At 41.1% G+C, this 4,320-nt stretch carries 2 protein-coding genes and 1 pseudogene; 1 reads left to right on the forward strand and 2 read right to left on the reverse strand.

Annotated elements, in window-relative coordinates:
• Positions 1–297 precede the first annotated feature (297 nt).
• A complete protein-coding gene (locus Q4557_RS19445) occupies positions 298–1,863 on the forward strand; it encodes a hypothetical protein (RefSeq protein WP_303414946.1) in 1,566 nt (521 codons plus the stop codon).
• A gap of 50 nt (positions 1,864–1,913) precedes the next feature.
• Here Q4557_RS19445 and Q4557_RS19450 read toward each other — a convergent pair whose 3' ends face one another.
• Entirely contained in the window at positions 1,914–2,717 is an 804-nt protein-coding gene (locus tag Q4557_RS19450) for a LuxR C-terminal-related transcriptional regulator (protein WP_303414948.1), read from the reverse strand.
• A gap of 382 nt (positions 2,718–3,099) precedes the next feature.
• Positions 3,100–3,288, reverse strand: a pseudogene (locus Q4557_RS19455) (transposase); the annotation flags it as partial.
• Positions 3,289–4,320: the final 1,032 nt, after the last annotated feature.

Consider the following 4,320-nt stretch of genomic DNA (forward strand, 5'->3'; position numbering starts at 1 on the left):
TCTTCTAAACTCACGAGTGTTTCTCTTGGTCTGGCCATCATCTATCACCGATTATTAAGCAATAACCAAAGCCTAGTTCAGTGCTGATAATTTAGCCAATAATTATGGCTGGCCATGTTATTCTGCCGTGTCAGATATTCAGCCACTTGGAGTAGGTGGCCGCATTGTTCAATATCTTCAACCAGTACAGTTTTTGTTTTAGAACATAAACCTCTTTTGAGTTATCCCCCCAACGGGGGATGCCTCTGTGACTCCCATATCGCATGCTGAACTTAGGCCAATAGAAAGGAGATAATAATGAAAAACTTAATCAAGCTTAGCGTATCGGCCTTGGCTGTTGCGGGTGTATTAGCACTTAATGGTTGTGGTAGTGATAGTTCTACCACGCCACCAACTCCAGAGCCCCAACCAACCGTGTTGACGGGGATCTTTTCTGATAGTCCTGTGGCAGGCATCGGCTATGAGACAACAGATCACAGTGGGGTAACCGACGCTCAAGGACAGTTTAGTTATAACGAGGGAGAGGCTGTAGAGTTCTATATTGGGGCGACACGCTTCCCAAGTGTTATGGGGCAGGCCGAAGTCACACCGATGGATCTTTATCAAACGGACTCAGCCAATCATACCGGGGTAATTAATACCCTGCGATTACTGCAGTCGCTTGATACAGATAATGATCCCGAGAACGGTATTCAGTTGGCAGAAGATATCCATGTAACTTTAGCGGGTCACGAAATAGATCCCACTGCCGACAACTTCGATGAGCAGGCAGAGCAAGCACTTGTCACATCAGGAGGGACAGCAGAAGAATTGGTTGATGCTGATGATGCATTGGCTCATTTTGGTCAGAGTCGTGCTTATCAATTGACAGATTTAACTGGGCAGTGGCATACGGTGTTCTTTACCATCCCTGTTGCTGGTACTTACTCTCAAGATGCCTTTAGTTATGCTGTTGAGGAATGGAGTGTCGATGCTGAGGCTAATGTCACTATGGTTGCCAAAGTCAAAAGTGATGGTGAATTAGACACGGATACTTTTAAAGCCGACCTTAGCAATACAGGGATGTTGAGCTTTGCTGAAGTTGAAAATCTTGATATGGGATTAAGCAGTCAAAAAGATAAGATAGCCAACTACTTTACCGAAGATAATGAGCAGGAGCTTGGGCTTTCAATCAAGTTAGCCGGGGATCAGCAGTTAAGCGACCTTGAAGGTATGTGGTGGGGAACAGGAATAGAAACGCCTGTAAGTGCTAACTTCAATCAAAATGAGTTTGGTGTTTGGCTCGATAAGGTCGTGATTGATGAACAAGGTAAAGCTGATATTACCGAGTTGACAGTGGGGAACAAACAAGCGGAAACAGAAGTTGAAACGGTTCAGTTTGCGATGGATGAGCTAGGCAAGATCACTATCGAGGATGACGACGAGTCTGCTGTCACTTACCTGTCGCGTGGTAAAGATGTCATTTTACGCCATAGCTATAAAGATACCCGTCAAAATATGTCAGTATTGCTAAAGGCCAATATCGAACCATCTCTTGCTGACTTAGAGGGATTTTGGCGTCTTTATAACCTTCAGATGCCTGATGATGGCAGCATGAATGCCGATGGCTTTGGCTATTGGATTGTTGAATTGGATATTGATGCTGATGGGCTTGCTACTTGGAGTCATGTGGCGACTTCTGAAGATGAGACGTTAACAGAGCAATCTATGCAGATGCAGTTAGTTGATGGTCGATTTGTAGGTGAAGAAGATAACTGGCTGATGAACCAAGATAAAGACCTGATGGTCGTCGTCTCTCAGTGGGCGGAAGGAGATAATCAATTCTCAGCTTATGCGATTGCGATTAAGCAAATTAAACCATAATGCTGTTACTGTTGAAATAGTACTAAGCCTGCAGAGTGAAGCAGGCTTTTTTATCTTATTTGCCCACCGTTAAAGCCAATGGTGACCAATAATTGATTATGGTTATAGCGCCATAACAGCTGATTCTGATGTTTAGATCCTGTTTTGTGTAGAACACTTTTAATCTGGCTCTTTATGGTTTCTTTGCTGACTTGGCGTATACCTGCGATATCCGAACCTGAGTGACCGCAAATTAATAGGGTTAAAACTTGGTATTCTGCTGGAGTGAGCTTAACAGGACGTTGTTTAACAGGGATTGGAAAGTGTTCCTGACAACGACACAAGGCTTTATCTTGCTCGATATTCGCTAGTTGGTGAGCATGAAAGGCGCTCACCCATGGCTGCATAGAGTGGCCTAGTTTCTCATGTAATCGCCGAGTGCCTCCACTGAATACTTCATTAAGCGAATGAGCTGTAAACAATAAGTATAAGTGTTGGTTAACAGTCACCAGTAAGCTTAGAGTCGAGCGATAGTGAACATAGGGTAATAAACTCTCACAGCTGACTTCATCCGGAAGTTGATCGGGCTTGATCAGTTTCTCCATTATCTGCGAACTGTTTATCAAGCCTTTTTTTAGATAAGCATTAAAAAAAACATCGTGTCGCCAATGTTGCTGGTAAAACTGAATGTCTTTTTCTGATATTTCTGCTGACCAAGTGTGTAGTCGCTTTAAGCAGCTATCAATAATCGTAATGCTGGTTGCATCGGCCTGTAACGTTTCTGATAGATAGCTAAAGTCTTCGCCTTTAACCCCTGTTGTAGATATGTTTTCGATTAATTGATATTGCCAATTGGAAAACAGATCCCAATTCATAAAGCCTCCTTGCAAAGCTATCAAATATTTTAAATGTTAACGTTAACTTAACAAAGCTCGCAGAAGGTAAGTTGATTAAGATCAAAAAAACGGGTTAAGACCGAAGATAATGAATACAGCAGCTTACAAAATCAAAATCCAAGCCACCCATTATTAATCAATAACATAACGACCTTTTGGTATGCTCGCAAGTGAACTCACCTGATTGAGTAGTCGTTGGCTTTGCGAGTCTATTGCATGAGCAAGATTTGATGCTATTTCGGTGCATTTCAGCTGATAATGGCTGATGTTAAGTCGGCGCAAAGCTGTCCATGCTTGAATACTGGAAGATTGATTAGATTATGCACCTTGCTAAGCTGATATCAGCTTGGAAGGAACCTGTTTATTGAAAATACTGGCAGCTTGTAGCAAAGTGCCGTCGCCGCTTTTGTAAATGCTCACAGTATTGTGTGAGCTCTTGCAGTGAGCCCACTGGGCCATGAAATAGCTGACCAAATTCGGTGGTGATTTTAAGCCAGTTTTGTTGTGGAATATTAAGCCTTGTGAGTAACTTAGCACTGCTTTGACTGATACCTGTGTATTTATCGTCACCACATACTCTTTACTCTAAAAGAATGCACGGCATACCACACGGCTGCAACAATGGCAATAAGGGTTATCTCGTTGGTAATAGTTCTAGGCTAATTTGGCTTCTACGAGGGCGCGGCATCATAACCTCCTTGTTTAATGCTCAACCAAAACCTAGTAGAAGATTGGCGCGTGTACCATTAACAATGGGTGGCACTTTATTTGAATATTGCAATCATGGCAACAATCACTAAAAGCCAAGCTCCCTCATTATGCGATGACAACGTAAAAGTATGTAAATCGACCGCTGAAACACAAACTTGGCTAAACCAGAGAATTCATCAACTTAAAATGCTTAAAAGTTAATCGCATGGACATCTAAAATCATTAGGAATTCTATGAGTTAACACAATCAGATACGGATTTGTCGGAGGAGTTTAAAATAACTATATTTTGCAGCAAATTTAGCTGATGAGTCATAAATATTGAACCACAAACTGCACAGCTGAATTTACTCCAATCTTTATACTTAAAATGTCTTTCGATAAAAGTGCGATGAATTTTATAAAACATAGTTTTTGCAGCGCAGCATGGGCATGATTTGTATTGAGGCATTATGCATTTCCGCATGAAAGTAATCACAGCATAATAATCGAAAAAAAAACACTTAACGCATACCATCAAAAATAATGTGACTCACATCACTTACGTTCATCCATCTGTTATATATATACTTTACTTACTTGTTCTTGATGTAAAAATTGTTGTCGACACAAGTGATAAAAGTAGTTACCTGTAATCAGATAGATCCCATTTAGTTCACTAGAATAACTTGTCATATTGGCTTTATGACAATTCCAGCACATCTTTATAAGCGGGCTTTACTTGGGCTATAAATGCTTGCGCCGCCGCAGTTAATGGCAAAAATACATAGCAAAAAAATACATAGCCACCCATCAAAAAAATACATAGCCACCCATTATTTTGAAGTTATAACATAACGCTTTTCATTTTAAGTTGCTAACACCAACAATCA

Origin of the sequence: Shewanella sp. 5_MG-2023, from assembly GCF_030547465.1 — a bacterium.
Lineage (GTDB): Bacteria > Pseudomonadota > Gammaproteobacteria > Enterobacterales > Shewanellaceae > Shewanella.